The sequence below is a fragment of the Poseidonibacter parvus genome (assembly GCF_001956695.1).
Classification (GTDB): domain Bacteria; phylum Campylobacterota; class Campylobacteria; order Campylobacterales; family Arcobacteraceae; genus Poseidonibacter; species Poseidonibacter parvus.
In genome coordinates this window covers 97,735-122,764 of record NZ_CP019070.1, presented here as the reverse complement: position 1 = coordinate 122,764, position 25,030 = coordinate 97,735, and the positions used below count along the sequence as shown (strand labels likewise).

The following is a 25,030-nucleotide window of genomic DNA, read 5'->3' as shown; positions in this document are numbered from 1 at the left end:
GATGGAAGATAAGATATGTTTAGGCTGTTTAGCAGAAAATAAAAAACTAAGAAATAACTATTGTTCAAAGTGTATTAAAGAACTATTTAATGGAAAGGTACCAAATCCTTTAAATTTTGATAGAGTTGAATTTACTAAAAAAAGAGCAGAATTATCACCTAGAATGTCAATCTCTGGAGTACAAGATAAAATCTCCTTAGCTTTTGAAAAGAAAGATTTAATACCAACTGCAGCTAATGGAAGATATATATTAAAACCTATTACAAATGGAGATGGACATATTCAAAATGAAAAAGATATTGTGGCAAATGAACATCTATCAATGCTTATCTCAAAGAATATATTTAAAATTCCTACAGCTTGGTGTGGTTTGATTAGATTTAGTGATGGAGAGTTAGCTTACATAACAAAGAGATTTGATTATGATGAAGAAACAAACTTGAAATATGATCAAGAAGATTTTGCTGGAATTATGGGAATAACACCAGTAACTCATGGAGAAAACTATAAGTATGATGCTTGTAGTTATTTAGATTGTGCAAAGATGATAAAAAAATATGTAGCATCAAGTGTAGTATCACAAGAAGACTTTTTTAAAAGAATTATTCTAAATTATCTAATATGTAATGGTGATGCTCATATTAAAAATTTCTCTTTATATAGTAAAGTAGATTCTAGAGAATACTTTTTAACACCAAGTTATGATTTATTAAACACAAGATTTCATATAAATGAAAAATATGGAGATATGGCTATAGATTTATTAGATGATTATACTTCTACTTATGAAGCTTATGGTTACTATACTTATGATGATTTTAAAACTTTTGCTAAGTATATAGATTTACCTAAAATTAGATTTAATAAAATTATGAAATTTATTGAAGGCTCATATTTAGAAGTAGAAGATTTGATTGATAAATCTTTTTTAAGCTCTGAAGCAAAAGAGTTTTATAAGGAATCTTATAAAGATAGAATGAAAAGATTGAGGATTAAATAGTATAAAATATTTTTATACTATTTGTAACACTCTAAATCGTAACACTAATTTGTACTAAAATTATCAAATATATCTTGCATAACTTCTTTAAATAGGCATCTCACGTCACATAATTTTTTTAATATTTTATACTTTTTTCTGGAAAATACTTTCAATATTCTTATATTTTGGAGTTTTTATTAGTTATCAATTGCAATTACAACTATTTATTGTACATACAGGACATAGACTTTTTTTAGATACCTATATGTTTGTTTTTATAAATATTATATATAGTGTGAAATAGGTGTGAATCGATTTTTTAATAGACATAAAAAAAGCCCGACCTAAACACTGCAAACAGTAATTAAATCGGGCTTCTAGGTGGTACGCCTGGAGGGATTCGAACCCCCAACCGCCGGGGCCGAAACTTGAGAAATTAATTTTTCCAATATTTTACATTCTTTCCAATATTCCTCAAGGTACCATAAATAAGGGATTTATAGAAAATTAATGATATTGTATTTTAATTTATAATAACCTATAATTCCAATATTAGATAATTATAGATGGGAAATAGGTGGGAAAAATGAAAAGGATAAACACTCGATATTCTGGAGTATTCTATAGAGAAACAAAAACTAAAAATAGGATTGATAAAACATATTATATCAGATATAAAGATTTAAACAATAAAGATATTGAACAAAAAATAGGAAAACAATCAGAAGGAATAGATACTCATTATTGTAATAGATATAGAAATGAAATTATTACGAAACAAAGATTAGGAGAAGAACTTCCTAATCTTGCAAAAAATAAGAGAAGCACAAAAGTTTTATTAGATGATATAAAAGAAAAATATTTTGAGAATAGGAAAGAAGGCAGAAGTAAACAAAGTGATCTAGCATCATTTAAAAAACATTTGGAACCTTTTTTTAAAGATCTAAACCTTGAATTTGTCTCTAAAGAAGATATTAGAAGATTACAAAAAAACTTAAAAGAAAAGGAAAACCCAAGAGGTGAACCTTTATCAACTAAAACCATACATAACATACTTACAATTCTAAAATCTATAACTAATTTTGCATTAAACGAAGAATTATTAAAAAATGATTATAGAAAATATATTGAAATGGATTCAGTTAGAAATCAAAGAGATAGATATCTAAAAGAAGAAGAGATAAAAACTCTATATAACTATCTAAAAGATGATAAAAAACTTTTTCTTTTTTCAAAGATTGCTTTAACTACTGGAGCAAGATTAGCCTCAATACTTTTTATATCAAAAAAAGATATTGATTTTAGTAATAATTTAATTACACTATATGATCTAAAAAAAGATCAAGATGCAAGAGTATCTTATACAGCTTTTTTAACTGACGAATTATCTAGTCTATTAAAAGATTGGACTGTCAACCATGAATTAAACGATAAAATATTTAACAAGGATCCAAGCACTATTCAGAAACAAATGAGAATAGTTATAAATGATTTATTTAATAAAGGAATAGATCAAGATGATAGAAAAAATAGAGCAGTAGTTCATACTTTAAGACATACCTTTGCTTCTCATTTAGCAATTAATGGTACACCAATTTTTACTATTCAAAAATTGATGAATCACAGTGATATTAATATGACTATGAGATATGCTAAATTATCTCCTGAAAGTGGGAAGGATGCTATTCTCAATTTAAAGTTCTAAGTCTGTTTGTAATAAGATATATTATATTTTAAATTGTTCAGCCAGGTTTATCCAAATCACTTGCTATCAAAACTCAGTTAGAGTTACTAGCTGTTACTGAAACATATTTAAAAGAACCATATCAAATAGAATTGGTTGTAATTGGTAGTGATTAGTTGAATTTCAACTAATTCAACTAAATCTAATTATCTATATAAGCAACTCCATCACACCTATTAAATCAATTAGAAAGTTTTCCATTAGCTGAATATACTGATAATAGGCAAAGATTTATTTGATACTAAGTTCTCCATCTTTTAATTTAGAAAAAATATCTCCACCCATACTAAATTTACCTATATCATAAAACTCATACATATCATTTTTTATTGCTTTTATATTATTATTATCTATATGTCCAGCTAGAAAAGTTTTAAATATATCTTGAAAAGAAATTTCAATTTTTTGATGATTATTGTGTTTTTTATAATCTTCCATAAACTTTTGTATTTCATTACTTGAATACTTTGATAAAACATTATTAATATAACTTATATCGTAATAGTAACTGTATGTTTTATCATAGCCCATAAATAATACAAATTCTTTTTTAGAAGATTCATTTTTTAATTTTATATTAGCTAGCTTAGGAAAGGCAGAATATTGAATATACTCATTCGCAGCAATCGATATTACAGTATTTATTTTATTTATACTATTTATACTATTTTTATTTGTATCAGCTATTTGAGTAATAAAAAAGACCATAAATAAAAACAATACTAGCAATGAATAAGTTAATGAGTATAAATATATATATTTAGTTGAGAAAAAAGATTTAATCATAGGTACTAAATCGAAATGGAGCCTTTTTATTGTAATTTTTTCATAAAGTATCTCATGATATTCATTTTTTGTATTACATAAGACTAACTTTTTTATAACTCTAAAGACTTTGCTAAAAATGTAAAAGCCATAAACTGTGAAAAAAAATATAATTAATAAATAAACTGGAATAAATAATATTCCTCCAATAAAAAATGAAAGTAAATTATCAAAAAGTATATTTATTGTCTCATTTAATAAATATATTACCGTTGTAGTTATTGTCGAAATATCAATTAAGGATTCAACTAAACCTATTTTTTTTATTAAATAAATATATACATTGGCAGGAATTAAAATAAATATAAATATTGGCAATATTTTACTATATAGAAATGTAAGAAGTTTCTTTGAACTACCCAAAAAGTTCTCATTATTAGTACTTGTTATATCTGGTAAATATAGTTTTTGTTCTAAAGAAAAGATCAAGTCTTCATTTTCTTGAATAATAGGGACAATAAATATTTTAAAGGATAAGTTAGCATCAAAATTTAAATATTTATTGATTTTTTTAACTATGACAGATCTTCTTGACAATATGATATCAGCATTAATATCAACATTTGAATAAGTTGAATAATCTAAATATTCATTTGTATCATTATCGTATACTCCAAAATAAATCATCAGTTTTTCTACATTTTTAGCTTCTTTAAAAAAACCAAAGTCTTTAAGTTCAAGTTTTAAAGTTACCACATTATATTCAGAATCCTTAGTAATACAATCTTTTATCTCATCTTTTGTTTTATTATTAAAATACTCTTTTTTCTTCTCAAATAGTTCATTAAGTTCTTTATCATTAATCAATACAGGATCCTTATTATAAATATTTTTAATTCAATATGTATCATTTCTGTTGAACAATTACATTGTGAATAAATTCAAGATAGTAAAAACTTTCAATTAATTTATTAATGACAGTCTTTTACACATCTTGCCTTTTTCTTCTAATGCATTATATGTCACTTTATCTCAATTTTACTTACTTGATTAATTTTTAAGTTATATATAAGTAAAATAACCTTAAATCTATTAAAAAGACATTAAAGGACATTAATTATGCAAAGAGGTACTGCTAAAGTTCAATTTTTTAGTAATTATGATTATATTAAAGATTTGTATTATAAAAGAGGACTTGTTGTTGCCAAACATTTATATGAACTACTCAAAAAAGAAGAAATAATTTCTATGTCTTATAAACAATTTAATAGATATTTTCAAGAATTTATTTTTAATAAAGATAAAAGATTTTCTATCTCTAACATTGTACAAAATAAAACTGCAGAACTAAAAGAAACAGATAAAACTCCAAAAATAAAAAAAATTGTAATTGGAGATAAAAAACATAAGCCATATAATCCACATACTAGAGAAATTAATCCAGAAGATATTTTATAACTTATATTTCATATATATGCTAAATATGAAATATTCTCTTAAATATTCATAATGGAAACAATACTATTTAGTATATATACTAAAACTAAAGCAAATATTTATTTTAGAAGCTATATAATTGGTCATATTTAACTTATATACTAAATAGAAATATATATTAAGGTATTAAAATGGAAGCTACCTCTACTAAAATAGGTAAGACTATTAAAAAAAGAAGAAAAGAATTAAATCTTGAATTAAAAGATTTACAAGATTATTCGGGTGTTAATTATGTTTCAATATCTGAGATTGAAAATGGAAAAGCAAATCCTACAATTAAAACACTAGAAAAACTTTTAGATGTATTAGGAATGGAATTGGATATCAAAGTGAAGATTAAATAATGCAAAGAGCAAAAGTTTTTAGAAATAGTATATTTACTGGTTTACTTACAAAACTTGATGAAAATAGCTATAGTTTTGTTTATAACAAAGAGTATTTAAGTAAAGATAATTCAAAAGCTATTAGTCTTACATTTCCATTACAAGAAGAGGAGTTTACCTCAAAGAATTTATTTCCTTTTTTTTATAATTTATTAGCAGAAGGTAAATTAAAAGATATTCAATGCAAAGAACTTAGAATTGATAAAAATGATGATTTTTCAAGATTACTATTAACAACAAAAGAGAACACAATAGGTTCTATTACAATAGAAAAAGATGAGATATAAAAATGGAAGATAAGATATGTTTAGGCTGCTTAGCAGCAAATAAGAAATTACGGAATAACTATTGTTCAAAATGTATTAAAGAACTATTTAATGGGAATGTACCAAATCCTTTAAATTTTGACAGAATTGAATTTACTAAAAAAAGAGCAGAACTATCTCCTAGAATGTCAATCTCTGGAGTACAAGATAAAATCTCCTTAACTTTTGAAAAAAAAGATTTAATACCAACGGCAAGTAATGGTAAATATATATTAAAACCTATTACTAATGGGGATGGACATATTCAAAATGAAAAAGATATTGTGGCAAATGAACATTTATCAATGCTTATTTCAAAGAGTATATTTAAAATTCCTACAGCTTCATGTGGTTTGATTAGGTTTAGTGATGGAGAGTTAGCTTATATAACAAAAAGATTTGATTATGATGAAGAAACAAACTTGAAATATGATCAAGAAGATTTTGCAGGAATTATGGGAATAACACCAGTAACTCATGGAGAAAATTATAAATATGATGCTTGTAGTTATTTAGATTGTGCAAAGATGATAAAACAGCATGTAGCAACTAGTATAGTATCACAAGAAGATTTTTTCAAAAGAATTATTTTAAATTATCTAATATGTAATGGCGATGCTCATCTTAAAAACTTTTCTTTGTATAGTAAAGCAGATTCTAATGAATACTTTTTAACACCAAGTTATGATTTATTAAACACAAGATTTCATATAAATGAAAAATATGGAGATATGGCAATAGATTTATTAGATGATTATACAGAAACATATGAAGCATATGGTTACTATACTTATGATGATTTTAAAACTTTTGCTAAGTATATAGATTTACCTGAAATAAGATTTAATAAAATTATAAAATTTATTGAAGATTCATATTTAGAGGTAAAAGATTTGATTGATAAATCTTTTTTAAGTCCTAAAGCAAAAGAGTTTTATAAAGAATCTTATAAAGATAGGATGAAAAGATTGAGGATTAAGTAGTATAAAATATTTTTATACTATTTCTAACACTTCAAATCGTAGCACTAATTTGTACTAAAATTATCAAATATATCTTACATAACTTCTTTAAATGGGTATCTACAGACACATAGTTTTTTTGATATAAATTTGACAATCTTGTCTCCTAAATTATAGTCCAATTACTTTTCCAATAATCAATATCAAAGTTCCCATATTCCTCATAATATTTAATTAAATCATCAAAAAATTTCTTTTTTATTTTTTGGATATCATTTTTATTATTAATTTTGTTCCATAAAACATTTGAAAATGCAATGTTATTCAAATCTTTACAATGATACATAAATCTTTTTCTCTCAAATTTTTCAAATGGATTTGCCAAAATATTTTGTTTAACTTTTGAGTTATTATCTATAAAGTCTTGCTTTTCAAAAGGACTTTTACTTCTATCCATTTTCAAGTTTTTATCTATTCTATATTGGTAAAATTTCTTAAATTCCATAACTAAATCATCTAAAGTTGATTCTCCATTATGGTCAATAGTTTGTAGAAATGATAAAATAAAAATCATTTTATAAGAAAGAGAATAAGTTCCTTCATTGATAAACTCAAAAAAATCTTCATATATGGTTTCATCATTATGAACCTTTAACTTTTTATTTTTCCTTATCTCTTCAATTTTAGAAGGGTGATAATAGTTTAGAAATTGTTTACCTATAGAAATTTGAACATCTGGAGTAACTTCATTTTTCTTTACCCAAGAACGTAATGTTCCTGTTGAGATAAAAAGTTCTCTTGCTAGTTGTTCATCACTAAGGTAATCAGCATATTTCTCCTCAAAAGTAAAAATATCTATATATTCAAGTTTTCTCTCTTCTTCATAAAGTCCCTCAAGTAAAATTTCTTCATAGGATAATTTATTTGGATTTAACATATTTGCCCAAGGTTTGTATTCAGATATTCCTAGTAATGAATGAATAGACCAAGGAGTATTTTTAAATGTTCCTACCCCTCCATAGTTATCAACAACATCAATTACATAAAGTGCTTCTTTTCCTTTATGTTTTCTTGTGCCTCGTCCTAACTGTTGTGCATATAAGACTTTAGACATAGTGGGTCTTGCCATAACTATAATTGAAGTTCTTGGAGAATCCCATCCTTCATTAAGTAATGAACAAGTTGTTAAAAATTGGATTTCTCCATTTTGATATTCTTCAATATACTTTTGTGAATTATTATCATTTCCACTTACGGCTTTACATGATATTTCATTGTCTTGTAGAAGTTTTGCTACTTTTTTGGCATGTGCAACTGAAACACAAAAAATCAATCCTGATTTAAAAGGCATAGTTTTATCAACAAAATACTTTTTTAGCACATCAACAATAAGTTGGTCTCTTGATGGTGTAATTACTGTTTTTTGTAAATCAGTTGAAGAATAGTCTTTTCCATTAAATCTAACTTCTGATAAGTCAATATTACTTTTAACTCTAAAAGCTTTTATTGGAGCTAGAATATCTTGTTTAATTGCTTCAACCAATGTTAGGTTTGATTCATATTTTCCAAATATTTCAGCCAAACTTTTTTCATCAAGTCGCTTATCTGTTGCTGTTAAACCTAAAAGCATTTGAGGATTAAAATATTGAATAACTTTTTGTAAAGTTGGTGCAACGGCATGATGAGCTTCATCAACTGCAATATAGTCAAAATCTAAACTGTTGAATTTTTGATAATATCTACTCATCCAAGAATATGTTTGTATTAAGATTTGGGAGTTTTTCTCTTCACCAATTAATACTTTTACATGTAATTCATTTTCAAATCTATAATTTACTTTCTTTATAGTGTCTATTTTTAACTGTTTTGTGGGAACTAAAATCAAAACTTTTAAATATTTGTCTTTTTTATACTGTTCTATCAAATCAGCAATTAAAATTTCAGTTTTACCCGTACCTGTTGGAAGAACAACTAAAAAGTTTTTTTCTCCGTTTTCTCTTCTTTGTTCAAGTTCTTTAAGTGAATCAATTTGATGACTTAAAAGTGTAATTTCTCTTGAAATTGAAAGCTTTTGTAAATCTAGTAAATCTTCAAGATCACCGATATATTTTTTTACTTCATCGTAAAAATTATCAGTTGTTTTCATTCCCTCTAATGACCAACGAAAAACTTTAAATCCATAAGCTACTAAAGAATTTTGTTTATGTAGTTGAGATTTATATTTAGTTTTTCCAGTAATTATTGGATGATGATAAGTTTCACCATTTTTTTCTATTGCAATATTATAATCTTTATGTTGTATTAGATAGTCAACCCATCTTGTCTGACCATCAAAATCAATAATAGGAAACTCTCTTCTTATTTTTGACAAAGACTCTCTACCATAACATTCAATAAAAGCTGACTCAAAATAAGCCTCTGGCAGTGTTGGATCAATTTCTTTTAATTCTCTATTTACTCCACTTTGTTTTATTTTATCTTCGTTAAAATCATTGTTTTGAATATGTGAATAAATAACTTTGAACTCTTCAAAATCTTTTTCATCATCTATCAAAAATCTATAACATGAATCATATTTAAACATTAAAGAGTTCTGCTCTTTTGTATACTCATTGTATTTAAAAGCATTTGACTTATCACAGATTTGATAATCAATCATAATTGCATTATTATTTGAGTTAATTAATAAAAAACCTCTCAGTAGCTCTTTTTCAAATTTAAACGTAGGTTTTAAAAAATCTATAACATTTGTTTTAATAATTTCTATATTCATATTATTTCTGAGCTACTAAAGTAAGCCACTCAATGCCATTTCTATTGAGTCCATCTTTATTTCTTTTTGTTTCAATGATTTTGAATCCTGAATCTTCACAAATTTTAATCCACTCTTCAAAATTCAATACTAAAAAGAACCTTCCTTTTTCATCAAACCCATTCTTATCAATATCATCTCTAAATAAAGAAATAGACATTAAAAATTTTCCATTTTGATTTAATAAATTATATATTTTTAGGATGGTTTTTTTTATATCAGTTTTTGTTAAATGCATTAATGTAGCAATTGAATAAATTCCATCAAATTCTCTATCAAATTGTAAATCATTTGGTAAAATTTTTTGAAATAGTTTCCCCAATAATTCAGGATGAATATTTTTTGCTTCCTCTATCATATTTGATGAGCCATCAATTCCTATAATATTATAGTTATGTTTCGTCATAAACATAGCATCACGTCCTGAACCACAACCAATTTCAAGTAATTGTGATTTTTTTGTAAAAGTGTTTATTAAAAAATCTTGTAAGTCACTTATATCAGCTGATTCATATCGAGAAATTAGAGAATTTGCATTTTTTTCATAATAATTGATTGTATTCTTCATGTTCTATCATCCAAAGATAATGTTTTTGATTCTATCATTATTATTCCTCTATTTGTTTTTTTCACAAATTTGCTTTATGATTTCATATACCCATAGTGTCGTACTTTGTGTATCTTTTAAAATTTTATCATACATTTTATAATCAATTTGCTCTTTGATTTTATGAATCGTTTTAGAAGTTATATGATCTTTGCCTAAAGCTTTTAATGATTGAACAATTAAAGAACTCTCTTTATATTTAAAACCAATGTCTTTTAAAGCTGACTTTTTAAATTCTAGAGTTATGTTCTCTAGTATTTTATACCTTTTATTTGGTCCATCTGAAAGATAAATATATTTTGCTTGTATTTGTGTTGAAAGATCTAAAAGATTTAAAGCACTATCTCCAGAAACTTCTATTCTCCAATTAAATTTTCTAGCATATGCACGAGCTACTTGATAAATATCTGGGCTTAACTCTTTTTGCAAGAAATCACTATATTTAGGATAGTCATAAATACCTCTAGCTATTCTTCTGATTCTTTTATTTTTTGATAAATCAGATAAAGTACTATCTATTTGTTGTCTATCAAATTTCTTTATCAAATCACTTGATGAGAATGCCCATCCCCTACCGTGACCAGATATGAAATAAAATACCTTTTCATAGAGCTTCATAGTATTTTCCTATTAGTATATTTCCAGAAAAAAGTATATCTTTTTCTGGATCTCAAGTTTATTAAATATTAATTATATAGTTTATAGCTAGTAAAAATTCCCAAATATATCAATTATGTATTTAAAAAAATCGTATTTTTGTATTTTTTTTGTCAAAATTTTATTTTTAAGAATGAGTTTCTATCTTTTTGTATAAATTTAAACACACTTAGTAACAATATAGCCAATACTTAGGAACAGTACTAGCTATACTTTTAGTAATGTCTTATTACCAAGTTAGTAATAAAATCATTATGAACTAACACTTAAAATAAAAACGTAATAGATTTAGTAAGAATAACTATTTTCATTCTTTTTATTATATATATTTTTAATAACTTGCATTTTTTCATCTTTAAATTTAACATCTAAATTATACTTTTGTACAGTTTTGATTACTTCTCGTTTAAAGTCTTCCGTTCCTGTAATATCTAAATCCTTTCCATATTTAGCTATTGCTATTTTTAAAACATTTAGAACTTCATTTGATTTGTTATTATTTATATTTATTTTTAAATAATTACCTTTGTCTATGACCTTACTTTCGTCATTAAGTCTATAGGTTATGGATCCATCTTTATTAATTAATTTATCACCAAAAGAAAAAATTTGATTATTCATCTTTCCACTTATTGCTGCAAAAGTGTTTTCCTTAGGTTTAATTTCTGGTTTAGTTCTTCTCAACGATTCAAGGGCCATTTTATTGCCAGTTAAAGATTTATTTATAAGATAATCTTTATATGAAAGCTTTTTATACTTTGAATATATTTCTAATCTTTGCTCTTTAAATTGGACTTGATAAGTACTTAACTCTTTCTTTCTAGATTCATTAATCATTTTATAAATTTTTTGTTTCTCTTGTCTAGAGATAGTTCTATCTTTCATAGTTTTTTCTCTGTGTATTTGCCACTTTTTTTTGACATTCAATTTATATAATTCTCTTTGTTGCTTTTCTTTTACTAATAATATTTCTTTTTCCTGGAGTTTTATTTTTTCAAACTCTCTATATTCATCCCAAAGATTTGATTTAAGATTAGTTTTTAGTTCAAACTTATGTATAGGTTCTATTTTGTCTATAATTGTTTTTAAAGCCTCTTTATCTTTTTCTCCATATCTTTTATCTAATTTAGCTTTTGAAAGCTCTCTGCTTATATCTGATGCTTTTATGAATAGTTTTCTTGATCTACTTGATATTACATTTCCATTTCCTCGATCTTTTAGCTCTAGATCATATTTGGCCAAAGTTTTATATAGATCTTTCCAGGTAGTTTTATCATCAGCTAAAACTTTTTTAATCTCAGCTGCAGCATTTTCTTTTACCCAATCTTTAAAATTAACTATTCCTGTATGAATAGTTTTATCATCCATATCATTCTTTTTTTCTTCAAGAGTTTTTCTAACATGATTTGTAATTTTTAAATTATGTTTTATTTCCAGTTCTCCAGCTTTCCTTTGTAGTGTTAACTTATCAAAAGGTAGATTTTTAATCTTGTGAGTTATTGGATCTATTAAATTAACTGCAATATGCATATGCTTATAATTAGTATTACTATGAATAACACTCAATCTTTGACAATCTTCAAGTCCTATTGATTGTAAAAGTTCCTTTTCAATATCTTGAATTATCTCATCACTTGGATTCTCATCTTCTTGAAAAGAAACAATCAAATGATAAGTTTTATCTTGTTTTACTCTTTGATTCAAAGATTGTGTATTTTCAATCTCTAGAATGTTGTGAGCTATTTCCGTATAACTACAATTTGAGAAATAATAAGTTTCTACTTTTTCCATATTGTTTCTTAGATCTAATATATAATTTGCTAAAGCTTTATAACTTGATTTTGTAGCTTTTTTTGCAGCTACCTTTTTAACTATCATGCTTGTTTCTGCATTATTTTTAATGCTTCATTTTTTAATATTAACTTTAGTCTTTCTATATCATTTACAAGATTGTCTATATCTTTGTAAGTTCTAGTGTTACTAAAGTCATGTTTATCTGCTCTATTATCCTCTAACCACATTTTAAAAAGACCTCCTAATCTTCCCATATCTGCATTTACTTTTAAAAGATTAGCAGCTGCTTTTTCATCAACAATAGATTTTATAGAATAATTAAGACCTAATGATCTTAAATATCCTGGGATTTTTAGTCCATGTTTATTAGAGTTTAAAACCAAGTTTTCTTGCTCATTTTGATTAACTCTAACCGTTATTTTTATATCTCTTCTTTGGTTTTGATTTAAAGGTCTTCTCATATTAATCTTTCACTACTTGATGATCACTTTTTTGATGATTTAATTGCATTGTTAAAATCATTTTTATCCTTTTCTCATAAAACATTTGATGCTAACTTTTTAAAGTCTGCAAAATCTTTTATTTGAATTAGAATATTTCCCTCTTTCATATGAATTTTTAAATAATCATTATCTTCAAAACTAACATCAATAATTTGTCCATTTAATTTCTTATAATTTATTTCTTCACCTATAATACTTTTAATAGATTCTTTTTTATCCCATACTAAGTAATCTTCAAAATTTTCAAGTGTCATTTTTTGATTATTCATCAGATTACTATAAATCTTTTTCTTATGTAATCTTTCACTTTTCTTAGGAACTAGTCCATCATTTTTTATAAATTTATAAAATAATTCAAACTTTGAATTTTTAAATTCATTTGTATATTTCATTCTTCTTCCTCTTCTTTATGAATATTGTTATATATATTCTTATTGTGTAAAGAATCTTTACACCCTGCTGTAAACTTTCTTTACACCTTAATGTCAAGTTTCTTTACACCCTGTTTGATTTTTTCATTTGAAATGTGACAAATTCGTCATACCATAATTGGGTTGTTCGTATATACTTTGTTTCATTATGAATCTCAACTAAATTACTTTTAACTAGTTTTTTAACTATAGTAATTACAGATTGTCTACTCACACCAAAGAATATCCCAATTTTCTCTCTACTTGCATAACACCAACCTGGACAAATTGAGGAAGGATTATTTGATAAATTATAAATAGCATCTGCTATACAATAATCATTATTTGATAAATTAAATTTTATCCTGGGATCATGTTGAATCGTTGTAAAACCTAGTTTTACTTTTTCATTTTTACTATTCATTTTTAACCTTATTTATTTAACCAATAAGATATTTATGATAATATTTTATATCATCTTACTGATGGTATTAGTCCACTTTTGACTGTTTGCCAAAACTCTATAAGTGGACAACTATACTGTTTTTACAGTATTATTTAAAAACTCTACAATTGAACTCTTTGTATAAAGAATTCGTCCACGCTTTCCACTATTTATTTTTTTGTAGGAAGGACCAATTCCCGCAGATCTCCAATTTTCTAGACTGCTTGATGATACTCCTAATATTTGAGCTGTCTGTTTTTGATTTAAACAGACTAATGTTTTAAAACTTGGGTCAATTGCATCTATATCCGAAATTTCCATATTTATTCTCCTTTTATTAATAACTTACTATAATAAGTTAACAATATACTTTATTCCAATAAACGGAATATTAAAGGAATTTTTCCATTTATAAGCTTTTAAATTGCTTAATTATAGTTTATTGTATTAAGGATTTTTATGAATGCATCACGATTAATTGATAGGCTTATGTCATATTATAATGTTCACACAATTTCTGAACTGTCAAATATATTAAATATAGGACAACCTGCAATTTCAAAATGGAAAAAAAACAATTCAATTAAAACAATAAAAAATAAATTACTAGAACTTGGTATCTATGATGAAATTATTAAAAAAGAAGAAATAGATTTAATAAATGAAGAAGTATTAAGTTTTTTTGATTTGATACTTGATCACACTAAATATCAGTTAAGAGATAAAATAAAGAGCTATACGGATGGTTCATTTTTTGACTGGGCAAATAAGATGATTCCAAAAAAATATTTACAAAATATTCTTAAAGATATATCAGAAGAAAAAAGCAACTTCACAGTATTCAATTCTAAAGATGAGTTAATATCAAGGATTAAGGGTATTGAAGTAACTCTAATTAATAAAAATAATAAAGTGCAATTGAGTAATTTTATTGAAAATAGTTTATCTAAAATTGAATGTTATGTTTTAATACAAGAACATGAAGAAATTATGAATTATAAAGGCTTCTGGAAATAGATACAAAGAGCATTTATGTACTCCTTATCTTTTAAGAATAGTAGAGATACTATATTTGTAGTATCTCTTATATAAATTCTCTTGGTAGGATTCCTATTACAAGTAGTTTAAACTTAAATATGTTCTCAATCTACGATAGCTTTATAGCTCAACTTACGATGCTTTTAATTCAATCATTATAAATTCTAAGTTTTTATAGACGATAAAATCATACTTTATTATGTAGATATATGTGCTGAATGTGAAGGGATTAAATCTTTCATGATTTAGAATCTTTACGGAGTAGTTTAATATAAAACCCTAGTCAAACCGAGGACTAGGGAAAACTGTAATTGCCGTTACGTTTTATTTTTCACATTAATTAATGTGTTACAGCCATATATAAATAGACTGTAAATATCACTGCATAGCATGCTGCGATAATAATATAAGGAACATTAAAGTTCACTGCTAGAAAACTTGTAAACAAGGCTCACCTCCTTTGTAAGATAAGTCACTCAAAAGAGAGCAACTGTGCAAATATGCACTGTCCTACATTTCCACACCTGAAAGATGCAGTATTATCAGCGATGAAGTGCTTAACGGCCATGTTCGGAATGGGTATGGGTGTATCCACAACTCTAAAAACACATATTTTTAGGCAAAAAAAAACCCAAGCACTAGACTTGGGTTACACAGTATTCTTGTTTGTTTCTAGCTAAACTTGAATATTCCATTTTGAGTTCTCGGCAAAAAACTCACAGAACGGAACTAACATGAACTACCAGAGAGATAATTCAACAAAAACACGAATGTGTTCTTTATGAAATATCCTTTGTTTTAGAGGTTATCTTCAAATTAGACAAAAATTATATCATATATAATACAAAGTGTCAAGTGATTTCACTTGTTCTTATAGCGACTTAAAAATGCTGCTACTTGGAAACCTTTACGAAAACCCTGAACTATTAAAGAAATAATATGACTCAAAATCCAACACTGACAATAATAATAATAGGAACAATCATCTTTTTTACAATCCTAAATTTATATTCTAGATTTAGAAGTAAAAAAAGGAGATGGAAAGATTGGGAAAAGAAAGAGTTTAAATAAAATAAATTACAATTAGTAATAAAATAAAAACCCAATTCAAATCATAAATGCATAAATTCTAGAAGTAAGGTGTTAAGAAGGGTTAACTAGATATTAGATATCCCTTTTCACCACAAAATAGGAAAATATTTATGAAAAAATTCACGCAGTTACCCCTAAAAGAACGATATCAAATATCTGCTTATATTAAAGTTGGATATACCCAAAATGACATAGCAAAAATATTAGATAAATCTCAATCAACAATAAGTAGAGAGATTAGCAGAGATAGTAAATATAATAAATATCAAGCTGAAGTTTCTGAGCAATTAACCTTTACTAGACACAATAAGAAAAACAAATTTGTAAAACTCACCAAAAAGGTTAAAATTTATATTCAAGAGAAACTAAAATTAGATTGGTCTCCAGAACAGATATCAGGTGTTATGAAAAAACAAAAGCTTTCATATACAGTATCTTATGAAACTATATATCAATACATTTACCATAACAAAAGTTGTGGAGGAAGATTATATTTTAAGCTAAGACATAAAAATAAAAAGTATCACAAAAGAAGTAATGATTACAATACTAGAGGTATTATTAAGAATAGAATTTCTATAGATAAAAGACCTAAAGTTGTGGAGAAGGAATCAAGAACTGAAATTGTAAATATACAAAATCGTCTAAACAATAGACCTAGAAAAGTTCTTGGCTATAAAACTCCAAATGAGATATTTTTTAAGATTTTACAAAGGAAATTAGCAGCATAATTTTAGATTGGTGTTGCACTTCTAAGTTGAATAGGCGTTATTTAAATTTTTAATTTATAGATCTTTTTAACCTAAAAAACTAGATGTCTCAAAGTACGATACTTTTAGAAAGAAATTTATAAAGGTGGGATTTAGGTGGGAATTTAGATATTTTGACAAATAAAAAAAGCCCGACCTAAACACTGTAAACAGCGATTAAATCGGGCTTCTAAATGGTACGCCTGGAGGGATTCGAACCCCCAACCGCCGGGGCCGAAACCCAGTGCTCTATCCAGTTGAGCCACAGACGCGCTTTAAATAAGGAAAGAATATTACCACATAAAAACTTAGATACCTTTTATGTTATAAAAATTCTTTCTTTTTTAGTAAAAAATATTATCTAACACAATCAATATAAAAAATACAATTCCTAAGTAGCCATTAACAGTGAAAAAGGCTTTATCTATTTTTGTAAAATCTTTATTTACTAAATAATGTTCATAACTTAGCATCAGTGCACTTATTATTACTGCTAAATATGCAAAAAATGAGCTCTCTGAGTTTATTACAAATAATAACCAAAAAACTACTGTAAAAAAATGAAATACTTTTGATATTAGCATTGTCTTTTTAGCACCAAATTTTGAAGGGATTGAGTGAAGATTTAATTTTTTATCTACTTCGATATCTTGTAAAGAATAAAGTAAATCAAACCCAGCAACCCAAAACATAACTCCAATACTAAGAAATACAGACCATAAAGGAATAGTTTCTAATACTGTTACAACACCTGCTATTGGTGCAAGTCCTAGAGATATACCTAATATTATATGTGCAAGATATGAAAACCTTTTAAAATAAGAATAAGAGCCAATAACAAATAAAATAGGTAAAGATAAATATAACGCTAAATCATTAACAAAATATGCGATTAGAATAAATCCTAATGCATTTGCAATTGTAAATATTAACATAGAAGAAGCCGAAATCCTTCCATCTACATTTGGTCTATTCACAGTTCTTGGATTTAAAGCATCTATATCTCTATCCATATATCTATTAAATCCCATTGCAAAATTTCTTGCAGTAAGCGCGGCTAAAATACCAAGTATCATTAATTTAAATCCAAACCAACCATTTGCAGCAACAACCATAGCAATAAAAATAAAAGGTAGTGAAAATATCGAATGTTTGAACATTACTAGTTCATTAAAATCATTAAGTTTTTTTAAGAGTTTTTCCATAAAAGAATTTTAGCTAAGAATAATAAAAAAATAAATAAAGACGCTAGTTTGTCTTTATTTATTTAAGAGTTTTATTGCTCGTTATATTTAATAGTTGCAATTCTTGATTTTTCACTTGCAATGTAGTTTGATAATTCAGCAGCTGTATTAAATACTTCACCAATTACTCTTCTATTTTGTGCAGCACCAGATTCAGTGTTGTTGTTGTATAAAGGAGATGATTCACCAAATCCCATAGCTCTTACTTTTGATGGGCTAACACCTAATCTAATTAATTCTGATCTAACTTTTGTAGCTCTTTTTGATGATAAATCATAGTTATATTTAGCGCCTGCTAAAGAACTTGTATGTCCTTCAATAAGTGTGTATAAATCAGTTTCTTTTAAAAATTGTGCATATTCTCTGATTTCTTTCATTTCTGAAGAATTAGAATATACAGTAGATGCATTTTTAAACTGAACATTTAAGTCCTTTACCATTACACAATCAGCAGCACTTAAAGATGCAGCTCCAATTAATCCAACTAATGTTGATACAATAATTTTTTTCAATTTATTCTCCTCGAATTTTAATAAGTTAACGAATAGTAACATAACTTTTATAAATTTTAAAGTAATGTTTATAATTATTCAGCTAAGATTTATAAATAAAAAATTTTAAAGGGATAAAATGTCAAATTATTTAAGAAATTCTGCAATACTAGCAACTGCTGCTGTTATTGGGATGACTGGATGTTCATCTAAAGATACAATGGGTACATCATCTGATAAAGTAATGCAATTACAAAAAGAAATTGAAGCACAAAATGCGAAAATTTCTCAATTAGAGATGGATAAAACAAAAGCATTAAGTTCAATTAATGCAATGAATGCTGAATCTAAAGATTCAAATGCTGTAAGTAATTCATTAGTACCTGCGAATGCAAAAGCTGGTGAGTGTTACGCAAAGGTTTTAGTTCCTGCAAAATATGAAACTAAAAATATTCAAAAAATGTTAAAAGAAGCAAGAACTAATATTTCAATTACTCCTGCAACTTATAAAGTAGTTGAAAAGAAAGTTACTATTAGAGAAGCTTCTACAAAATTAGTAGCAGTTCCTGCGACTTATAAAACTGTTACTGAAAAGATTTTAATTAAGCCAGAAACAACTAAGTTAGTTGTAGTACCTGCAACTTACAAAAAAGCTAATCAAAATGTAATGGCATCTGCTGAAACTTCAAGAATTGTTACAGTACCTGCAACTTATAAAACAGTTAAAGAAACTATTATGGTTGAGCCAGAAAAAACTAAATTAGTTACAGTTCCAGCTACTTATAAAACTATGTCTGAAAAGATTTTAGTTAAGCCTGCATATACTGCATGGAAAAAAGGTAGAGGTGAAATTGAAAAAGTTGATAACTCAACTGGAGATATTTTATGTTTAATTGAATATCCAGCTGAATATAAAACACTTACTTCAAAAGTAATTGATAAACCTGCAACAACTAGAGAAGTTAAAACTCCAGCTGTTTACAGAACTGTAGAAAGAAGAGTTGTTGCAACTCCTGCTACTACTAAAGAAATCAAAATTCCAGCAACATATAAAAATGTTCCAACTCAAGTAATTGCAACTCCTGCTACTACTAGAAAAATTGTTATTCCAGCTGTTTACAAAATGGTAACTAAAAAAGTTGTTGCAACTCCTGCTACTACTAAAGAAGTTAAAATTCCAGCTGTATGCAAAATGGTTAAAACTAGAGTTGTTGCAACTCCAGCAAAAGAAATGAAAACTAACATTCCAGCTGTTTATACAAATGTACCAACAAAAGTTAAAGTTGCAGATTCTTACCTTAAATGGCAAGGAATTCTTTGTGAAACAAATACAACTTCTGATGTAGTTTCAAATTTACAAAGAGCATTAAAAGCTAAAAACTTTAACATCACTAAAATTGATGGTGTTTATGGTTCAGAAACAAAAGCTGCTGTTAACGCTTACCAAAAAGCTAACAAATTAAATGAAGGTGCTCTTACTTTAAAGACTTTAAAATCTTTAGGTTTATAGTATCCCAAAAACAAAAAGCAGTAATGCTTTTTGTTTTAATCTAACATTACAAAGAAAGAACTTTATGAAATTCCTTAAACCTACAATACTTATAATAAGTATTACAATATTATTTACTGCATGTGCATCAAAAGTACAAACTCATGTTGTAGAATCTGAAAAAGAAAATGTTTCAACATTATTAAAAAAACTAATAAAAAAAGAACAAGAAATAAATAAATTAAACCAGAAAATAGAAGACTGCAAAGAAACTCAAAAATCTAAATAATATTGCTTTCACTAAAAATTAGCTAAAATTTGCCAATGAAAGAAATAGCAATAATTGGCTCAACTGCCTCTGGTAAAACTGGTTTATCCTTAGAAATAGCACAAAAAACAAACTCTATTATACTCTCACTAGATTCATTATCTGTATATAAAGAAATAGATATAGCGTCTGCAAAACCTTTAAAAGAAGAAAGAGGGGATATTATTCATTTTGGAATAGATGAAGTTTATCCCAATGTTGAGTATGATGTAATGCAATTTATTGATTGTTATAAAAAAGCTAAAAACTATGCTTTACAAAACAATAAAAACTTAATCATCGTTGGTGGAACTGGTTTTTATTTAAAAGCACTTATTGAAGGCTTATCTACAGGTGTAAACTCAAAAGTAAAACTTGATAGCAATGTTGGTGAAGTTTATGATTTACTATATTCAAAAGATGAAGATTATATGTCTAAAATCAAAAGAAATGATAAATATAGAGTTGAAAAAGCCTATGCCATTTATAAAGAAACAAATTTAACTCCTAGTGAATACTTTATTCAAAATCCTAAAACTCCTATAGTAAAAGATTTAAAACTTTTTGAAATACTTTGGGAAAAAGAAGATTTAAGAAAAAGAATTAATCAAAGAACAAAAATGATGATAGATGATGGAATCATTGATGAAGTAATTTATCTAGAAAAAAAATATACAAGAAAACCAAATGCCATGTCTTCAATTGGAATTATTGAAACACTAGAGTTTTTAGATGGAAAATTAAATAAAAAACAACTTGAAGAAAAAATTGCTTTAAATACTAGTAAATTAGCAAAGAGACAAAATACCTTTAATAAAGGACAATTTAATAATCTTCAAATTTCAGATATTATAACAAACTTAAATTCAGAGATTCTTAAGTATTTTTAGATATAATCCCCGTCCAAAAGAGTTTAATAAAGGGCAACATTAAGACTTGACCTTTTATTTTACATTAATTTATATAAGGAATATGGCGTGAAAAAAGATATACACCCAGATTACAAAACTTGTGCAGTATCTTGTGCTTGTGGTAATTCATTTGAAACTAAATCAAATGTTGAAACTATGAGAATTGATATTTGTTCAGCTTGTCACCCATTCTTTACTGGAGAGCAAAAAATTGTTGATGCTGCTGGTAGAGTTGAGAAATTCAAAGCTAAATACGCTGCTGCTTCTAAGTAGTAGAACTTTATGCTCTGCTTAGTTCCCACTCCAATTGGAAATCTTGAAGATGTCTCAAAAAGATCTCTTCAAGTTTTACAGGAGTGTGAACTAATTTTTTGTGAAGATACAAGAGTCACAAAAAAACTACTTTCACTTTTAGGTGAAAAAAATAATCTAGATTTTTCAAATAAAGAATACAAATCTTATCATTCTCACAATGAAAAAAAAGTCTTAGAAACATTATCAAAAGAAACTTTTACTAAAAATGTTGTTTACGTAAGTGATGCAGGAATGCCTTGTGTTTCAGATCCAGGTGCTTCACTTGTTGATTATTGCATAAAAAATAATATAGAATATGATGTACTTCCTGGTGCAAATGCTGTATTAACTGCTTACGCAATGAGTGGTTTTGAAAGTACTACTTTTTCTTTTCATGGTTTTTTAGACCACAAAGGAAAGCAAAGAGCTTCAAAACTTGATGCAATTTTAAATGATAATAAATTAGCAATACTTTATGAATCACCACATAGACTTGCAAAACTACTAGAAGAATTAAAAGACAAAGCTCCAAATAGAACAATATTTTTAGCAAAAGAGATTACAAAACTACATCAAACTATTTATAAAAATAAAGCTTCAAATCTTTTTGAAGAGTTTAAAAATATAAATATAAGAGGTGAATGGGTTGTGATAATTGAACCTTTAGAAACTATAGGTTCAGCTTTAGAATTAAAAGACATTCAAGACCTTGACTTAGCACCTAAAGTTAAAGCAAAACTTATCTCAAAACTTACAGGACAATCTACAAAAGAGGTTTATCAACAACTTTTAGATACAATCTAGCCATGATAATATATGGAAAACAAATCGTACTATTCGTACTAGACAACTACCCAAATTTAATTGAAGAAGTTTTTCTTTCAAAAGAAATAGATAAAAAACTTTTTTCAAGGTTTGCAAAACTAGATAAGGTTATTTACAAAGTAGATAATCAAAAAGCTCAAGCTCTTGCAAAAGGTGGAAATCATCAAGGTTTCTTTTTAAAGTTAAGTCAATTTGACTATACCCCAATCAAAGAATTGAAGAAAATGAACTTTATTTTAGTTCTTGATGGATTAACTGATGTTGGTAATATTGGTGCAATTGCAAGAACTGCTTATTCAATGGGAATTGAAGGCTTAATTGCTTCAAATATTAAAACAATTAATAATTCAGGAATTGTAAGAACAAGTGCTGGTGCATTACTTGATTTACCATTTACAGTTCATCCAAGATCTGCTGATTTAGCAAGTGAATTAATTGATTCAGGTTTCACTTTAATTGGTGCAACTATGGATGGTGTTGATTTAAAAAAATATGGAAAAATTGAGAAAACCGATAAAGTTGCACTATTTTTAGGAAGTGAAGGTGAAGGAATTTCTCCAAAAGTTGCTAAAAAACTAGACTTAAAAGTATCAATTGCAATGGAACATGAATTTGATTCATTAAACGTATCAGTAGCAGCTGGGATATTAATTTATAATCTAAAAAGATAAGAGATTTAAAATGATAAAAAATTTAATTTTAATAATAGTATGTACAATAACTTTAAATGCAAATATAAATACACCAATTAAGAATATTTTAGGAAATAGTGCTTTTAATAAGCATAAAAACCTTATTAACTATATTTTTAAAAATAATAGCTCTGCGTATTATACTAATGGTCAAGTAAACTATATAGCATTAACAAGTAAACTACAAAGTAATGGTTTATTAAAATTAAAATATAGAACATCAAGATATATAGATGTTTCTTTTAAAATAAGTGACAATCCAAAAAAATCTTTAATGATTTTGCAAGACTCACTTAAATCTCTTGGACATTATTACTATTTAGTTCAAGATGCAAAATATGATGGAAACAGTTTTATTTGGAATATAAAATTAAAAACTGAAGCCGCCATTAACCCTCTTAGATTATCAAAAGCACTTGCAAAAAATAATTGTAAAGTAAGCTTTATAAAAAAAGAGGGAACATATAACTGGAGATATTCTATTATTAGTGATAATTCTGTGATTAAGAAATCAAAAGATTTAGTAAATAACAATCAATTATCTCTAAAAAAACCACTTAAACCATATATGCTAAAAGTTGCTAATGCAAATAGCATAAATATCATTTCAAAAAGTGGTAATAGATGGCATCCTAATGTAGTTTTTTATGATAATGATTTAAAGATTATAGAAAACTTTAAAGATGATAGTTTGCATCAAAATTTAAAAGTAGATGTACCAAATAATACAACATATATAAAAATAGATGATTTGTATTCCCTTGCTAATTTAAAGCGAGGAATTAGTATTACTAAGGAGTAGTCAAGTGTTTGAAGAAATAGAGTTTGAAAGAATGAAGCGACTTCCAAACTACGTGTTTGCAGAAGTTAATAATATAAAAATGGAAGCAAGACGTGCTGGTGAAGATATTATAGATTTTTCTATGGGAAATCCTGATGGTCCTGCACCACAACATGTAATAGATAAATTAAAAGAAACAGCTGATAAAGCAAAAAATCATGGTTATTCAGCAAGTGCTGGTATTTACAAGCTTAGACTTGCAATTTGTAACTGGTATAAAAGAAAATATGGTGTAGATTACCTAGATCCAGATAAACACGCTTGTGCAACAATGGGTTCTAAAGAAGGTTATGTTCACTTAGTTCAAGCTATTGTAAATGTAGGCGATGTTGCAGTTGTACCAGATCCTACATATCCAATTCATTCATACGCATTTATGTTAAGTGGAGCAGCTATTCACAAGTTTGAACTTTCATTTGGAAAAGATTTTAAAGTTGATGAAGATCTATTTTTTGAAAGATTACAAAAAACTTTAGATGAATCAATTCCAAAAGTTAAATATGTATTAGTTAACTTCCCACACAATCCAACTTGTGCTACAGTAACACCAGAGTTTTACCAACGATTAGTTGATATGGCAAAAAGAGAAAGATTCTATGTAATTTCAGATATTGCTTATGCTGATATTACTTTTGATGGATATAAAACTCCTTCAATTTTTGGAGCAGTTGGTGCGCTTGATGTTGCAGTTGAATCATTTACATTATCAAAGTCATATAATATGGCAGGATGGAGAGTTGGATTTATTGTAGGTAATGAAAAACTTGTAGGTGCATTAAAAAGAATAAAATCATGGCTTGATTATGGAATGTTTACACCAATTCAAGTAGCAGCTACTGTTGCACTTGATGGTCCACAAGAATGTGTTGAAGAGCATATTGAAAAATACAGGTTCAGACGTGATGTAATGATTGATGCATTTAAAGATGCGGGTTGGGATATGGATGTACCAAATGCTTCTATGTTTATTTGGGCAAAAATTCCAAAACAAGCAGAGCATTTAGGAAGTATGGAATTCTCAAAACAATTAATTACACATGCAAAAGTAGCTGTAAGTCCTGGTATTGGATTTGGACACTATGGTGATACACATGTAAGAATTGCACTAATTGAAAATGAAAAAAGAATTAGACAAGCAGCAAAAAATATTAAGAAATATTTAAAATCATTAGAAAAATAAAGATAGGAAAA

Annotated in this window: 26 protein-coding genes, 1 tRNA gene, 1 rRNA gene and 1 pseudogene; 16 read left to right on the top strand and 13 right to left on the bottom strand. The window is 26.5% G+C overall.

The window, feature by feature from the left end; all coding sequences use genetic code 11:
* The first annotated feature begins 1 nt into the window (after position 1).
* Both LPB137_RS00595 and LPB137_RS00590 read left to right on the top strand, forming a co-directional pair.
* Positions 2 to 1,000: a type II toxin-antitoxin system HipA family toxin gene (locus LPB137_RS00595; RefSeq protein WP_076082976.1), complete on the top strand. Its 999-nt coding sequence runs from the start codon at positions 2 to 4 to the stop codon at positions 998 to 1,000.
* A 568-nt stretch (positions 1,001 to 1,568) separates the two neighbouring features.
* Positions 1,569 to 2,687: a tyrosine-type recombinase/integrase gene (locus LPB137_RS00590; protein WP_076082973.1), complete on the top strand. Its 1,119-nt coding sequence runs from the start codon at positions 1,569 to 1,571 to the stop codon at positions 2,685 to 2,687.
* A gap of 270 nt (positions 2,688 to 2,957) precedes the next feature.
* Here LPB137_RS00590 and LPB137_RS00585 read toward each other — a convergent pair whose 3' ends face one another.
* A complete protein-coding gene (locus LPB137_RS00585; protein ID WP_076082970.1) occupies positions 2,958 to 4,358 on the bottom strand; it encodes a hypothetical protein in 1,401 nt (466 codons plus the stop codon).
* 252 nt (positions 4,359 to 4,610) lie between these two features.
* On the opposite strand from LPB137_RS00585, the gene LPB137_RS00580 reads away from it, so the two are divergent.
* The 4 genes from LPB137_RS00580 to LPB137_RS00565 all read left to right on the top strand — a co-directional run bounded on the left by LPB137_RS00580 (position 4,611) and on the right by LPB137_RS00565 (position 6,659).
* On the top strand, positions 4,611 to 4,949 hold the full coding sequence (locus LPB137_RS00580; protein ID WP_076082967.1) for a hypothetical protein: 339 nt from the start codon (positions 4,611 to 4,613) through the stop codon (positions 4,947 to 4,949).
* A 170-nt stretch (positions 4,950 to 5,119) separates the two neighbouring features.
* Positions 5,120 to 5,332 (top strand): helix-turn-helix domain-containing protein, encoded by a 213-nt coding sequence (locus LPB137_RS00575; RefSeq protein ID WP_076082964.1) that lies wholly within the window; start codon positions 5,120 to 5,122, stop codon positions 5,330 to 5,332.
* Complete coding sequence (locus LPB137_RS00570) at positions 5,332 to 5,658, top strand: HipA N-terminal domain-containing protein (RefSeq protein WP_076082962.1); 327 nt, start codon at positions 5,332 to 5,334, stop codon at positions 5,656 to 5,658. The genes LPB137_RS00575 and LPB137_RS00570 overlap by 1 nt, the downstream gene beginning before the upstream one ends.
* 2 nt (positions 5,659 to 5,660) lie before the next feature.
* Positions 5,661 to 6,659 carry a type II toxin-antitoxin system HipA family toxin gene (locus tag LPB137_RS00565; RefSeq protein ID WP_076082959.1) on the top strand — a complete coding sequence of 333 codons (999 nt, stop codon included), beginning with the start codon at positions 5,661 to 5,663 and terminating at the stop codon, positions 6,657 to 6,659.
* A gap of 145 nt (positions 6,660 to 6,804) precedes the next feature.
* Here the strand turns inward: LPB137_RS00565 and LPB137_RS00560 are convergent, their stop codons facing one another.
* The 8 genes from LPB137_RS00560 to LPB137_RS00525 form a co-directional block, all read right to left on the bottom strand.
* On the bottom strand, positions 6,805 to 9,411 hold the full coding sequence (locus tag LPB137_RS00560; protein ID WP_076082956.1) for a DEAD/DEAH box helicase: 2,607 nt from the start codon (positions 9,409 to 9,411) through the stop codon (positions 6,805 to 6,807).
* Position 9,412: 1 nt separating this feature from the next.
* The gene (locus LPB137_RS00555; protein ID WP_076082953.1) at positions 9,413 to 10,018 is read right to left on the bottom strand and encodes a class I SAM-dependent methyltransferase; all 606 of its coding nucleotides are present in this window, start codon (positions 10,016 to 10,018) and stop codon (positions 9,413 to 9,415) included.
* Positions 10,019 to 10,066: 48 nt separating this feature from the next.
* On the bottom strand, positions 10,067 to 10,675 hold the full coding sequence (locus LPB137_RS00550) for a DUF6088 family protein (RefSeq protein WP_076082950.1): 609 nt from the start codon (positions 10,673 to 10,675) through the stop codon (positions 10,067 to 10,069).
* Between the two features lie 327 nt (positions 10,676 to 11,002).
* A complete protein-coding gene (traI, locus tag LPB137_RS00545; RefSeq protein ID WP_076082947.1) occupies positions 11,003 to 12,592 on the bottom strand; it encodes a TraI/MobA(P) family conjugative relaxase in 1,590 nt (529 codons plus the stop codon).
* Positions 12,589 to 12,969, bottom strand: coding sequence for a plasmid mobilization protein (locus tag LPB137_RS00540; RefSeq protein ID WP_076082945.1), 381 nt, complete (start codon positions 12,967 to 12,969; stop codon positions 12,589 to 12,591). The genes traI and LPB137_RS00540 overlap by 4 nt, the downstream gene beginning before the upstream one ends.
* Positions 12,970 to 13,043: 74 nt before the next feature.
* Complete coding sequence (locus LPB137_RS00535) at positions 13,044 to 13,403, bottom strand: hypothetical protein (protein ID WP_076082942.1); 360 nt, start codon at positions 13,401 to 13,403, stop codon at positions 13,044 to 13,046.
* 103 nt (positions 13,404 to 13,506) lie between these two features.
* Positions 13,507 to 13,845, bottom strand: coding sequence for a helix-turn-helix domain-containing protein (locus LPB137_RS00530; RefSeq protein ID WP_076082939.1), 339 nt, complete (start codon positions 13,843 to 13,845; stop codon positions 13,507 to 13,509).
* 111 nt (positions 13,846 to 13,956) lie between these two features.
* Positions 13,957 to 14,187 (bottom strand): helix-turn-helix domain-containing protein, encoded by a 231-nt coding sequence (locus LPB137_RS00525; RefSeq protein WP_076082936.1) that lies wholly within the window; start codon positions 14,185 to 14,187, stop codon positions 13,957 to 13,959.
* 138 nt (positions 14,188 to 14,325) lie between these two features.
* On the opposite strand from LPB137_RS00525, the gene LPB137_RS00520 reads away from it, so the two are divergent.
* A complete protein-coding gene (locus tag LPB137_RS00520) occupies positions 14,326 to 14,883 on the top strand; it encodes a hypothetical protein (protein WP_076082934.1) in 558 nt (185 codons plus the stop codon).
* Between the two features lie 518 nt (positions 14,884 to 15,401).
* Here LPB137_RS00520 and rrf read toward each other — a convergent pair.
* Positions 15,402 to 15,517: ribosomal RNA gene (gene rrf / locus LPB137_RS00515) — 5S ribosomal RNA — on the bottom strand.
* A 589-nt stretch (positions 15,518 to 16,106) separates the two neighbouring features.
* Here rrf and LPB137_RS00510 point away from each other — a divergent pair.
* Positions 16,107 to 16,613: pseudogene (locus LPB137_RS00510) on the top strand (IS30 family transposase); the annotation flags it as partial.
* A gap of 327 nt (positions 16,614 to 16,940) precedes the next feature.
* On the opposite strand, the gene LPB137_RS00505 reads toward LPB137_RS00510, so the two are convergent.
* From LPB137_RS00505 to LPB137_RS00495, 3 genes are all read right to left on the bottom strand, one after another.
* Positions 16,941 to 17,017: transfer RNA gene (locus tag LPB137_RS00505), tRNA-Arg, on the bottom strand.
* 72 nt (positions 17,018 to 17,089) lie between these two features.
* On the bottom strand, positions 17,090 to 17,950 hold the full coding sequence (gene mqnP, locus LPB137_RS00500) for a menaquinone biosynthesis prenyltransferase MqnP (protein ID WP_076082928.1): 861 nt from the start codon (positions 17,948 to 17,950) through the stop codon (positions 17,090 to 17,092).
* A 71-nt stretch (positions 17,951 to 18,021) separates the two neighbouring features.
* A complete protein-coding gene (locus tag LPB137_RS00495) occupies positions 18,022 to 18,501 on the bottom strand; it encodes an OmpA family protein (RefSeq protein WP_076082925.1) in 480 nt (159 codons plus the stop codon).
* 118 nt (positions 18,502 to 18,619) lie between these two features.
* Here LPB137_RS00495 and LPB137_RS00490 point away from each other — a divergent pair, with 118 nt between their 5' ends.
* The 8 genes from LPB137_RS00490 (at position 18,620) to LPB137_RS00455 (ending at position 25,019) form a co-directional block, all read left to right on the top strand.
* The gene (locus LPB137_RS00490) at positions 18,620 to 19,990 is read left to right on the top strand and encodes a peptidoglycan-binding domain-containing protein (protein ID WP_076082922.1); all 1,371 of its coding nucleotides are present in this window, start codon (positions 18,620 to 18,622) and stop codon (positions 19,988 to 19,990) included.
* 64 nt (positions 19,991 to 20,054) lie between these two features.
* The gene (locus LPB137_RS00485) at positions 20,055 to 20,258 is read left to right on the top strand and encodes a hypothetical protein (protein ID WP_076082919.1); all 204 of its coding nucleotides are present in this window, start codon (positions 20,055 to 20,057) and stop codon (positions 20,256 to 20,258) included.
* A 35-nt stretch (positions 20,259 to 20,293) separates the two neighbouring features.
* Positions 20,294 to 21,166: a tRNA (adenosine(37)-N6)-dimethylallyltransferase MiaA gene (gene miaA, locus LPB137_RS00480; protein WP_076089143.1), complete on the top strand. Its 873-nt coding sequence runs from the start codon at positions 20,294 to 20,296 to the stop codon at positions 21,164 to 21,166.
* Between the two features lie 87 nt (positions 21,167 to 21,253).
* Positions 21,254 to 21,460, top strand: a complete 207-nt coding sequence (rpmE, locus tag LPB137_RS00475) for a 50S ribosomal protein L31 (protein WP_076082916.1) — start codon at positions 21,254 to 21,256, stop codon at positions 21,458 to 21,460.
* 9 nt (positions 21,461 to 21,469) lie between these two features.
* Positions 21,470 to 22,285: a 16S rRNA (cytidine(1402)-2'-O)-methyltransferase gene (gene rsmI, locus LPB137_RS00470; protein WP_076082913.1), complete on the top strand. Its 816-nt coding sequence runs from the start codon at positions 21,470 to 21,472 to the stop codon at positions 22,283 to 22,285.
* A 2-nt stretch (positions 22,286 to 22,287) separates the two neighbouring features.
* Positions 22,288 to 22,977, top strand: coding sequence for a 23S rRNA (guanosine(2251)-2'-O)-methyltransferase RlmB (gene rlmB / locus LPB137_RS00465; protein ID WP_076082910.1), 690 nt, complete (start codon positions 22,288 to 22,290; stop codon positions 22,975 to 22,977).
* 10 nt (positions 22,978 to 22,987) lie between these two features.
* Entirely contained in the window at positions 22,988 to 23,800 is an 813-nt protein-coding gene (locus LPB137_RS00460) for a hypothetical protein (protein WP_076082907.1), read from the top strand.
* Between the two features lie 4 nt (positions 23,801 to 23,804).
* Positions 23,805 to 25,019, top strand: a complete 1,215-nt coding sequence (locus LPB137_RS00455; RefSeq protein ID WP_076082904.1) for an LL-diaminopimelate aminotransferase — start codon at positions 23,805 to 23,807, stop codon at positions 25,017 to 25,019.
* The last annotated feature ends 11 nt before the right edge of the window (positions 25,020 to 25,030 follow it).